The sequence below is a fragment of the Helicobacter sp. T3_23-1059 genome (assembly GCF_053654515.1).
On record NZ_JBSIUV010000178.1, the window covers coordinates 1 to 766 of the forward strand.

Genomic DNA, 766 nt, shown 5'->3' on the forward strand with positions numbered 1-766 from the left:
ACACCAAGCCCCGATAAATCCCCCTCCCTTAGCACGAGGGCGGACAAATTGCAAGATTCCCCCTCACTTGCGGAGGGGGACAAAGGGGGAGGGTATCAAAACACCCCTGCGCAAAAAGACACACTTACGCAAAATCAAAATCCAAACGAACCAACAACACCAAAAGATGAACCTAGTCTTTTTGATAATGAGCAAAAATCACCCGAGCTAGAATCACAGCAAAGATACATAAATGGCGATTATATTCTTACAACCAAAACAGGGCAAAATTACATAATCCCCCAACAAATCGCACAAAAATGGCTAGAAACTTTTAATCTAAAAAATATAAATGAAAGCTACAAGCCAAATCTAAACAAGACAATAAAAGAAGCGATAGGCAACAAGGATATAATCCTAACAAATGGCAGTTTATTAAAACTTATCAAAAAAAATAGAACCAAATATATACCACAAATCAAAGAAACATTAAATACGCCAGATTTTATTATAAGAGATAATGAAAATATTATTATTTTTGCAAAAAGAATAGATGATAAAGAGTTTTTTACTAGCATAAATTTAGAAAAAGAGGATTATTTTGTAAGCATATCAAATGCACCAAAAAAGAGTAAGACTTTAGAAAATAAGCTAAAAGCAGGGGCAGAAGTAATATATCAATCCCCAAATGCCAAGTCAAACACTGAAACACTTTTACAGGATAACAAATCTTTATCCAACAGGACTGACGAACAAATTATACAACACACTGCCGAGAAAATCCAAG

Annotated in this window: 1 protein-coding gene; it reads left to right on the forward strand. The window is 34.6% G+C overall.

The features are described from left to right. A partial coding sequence (locus ACWIX0_RS13920) for a PBECR2 nuclease fold domain-containing protein (RefSeq protein WP_454174576.1) occupies nt 1-766 on the forward strand: 766 nt, incomplete at both ends.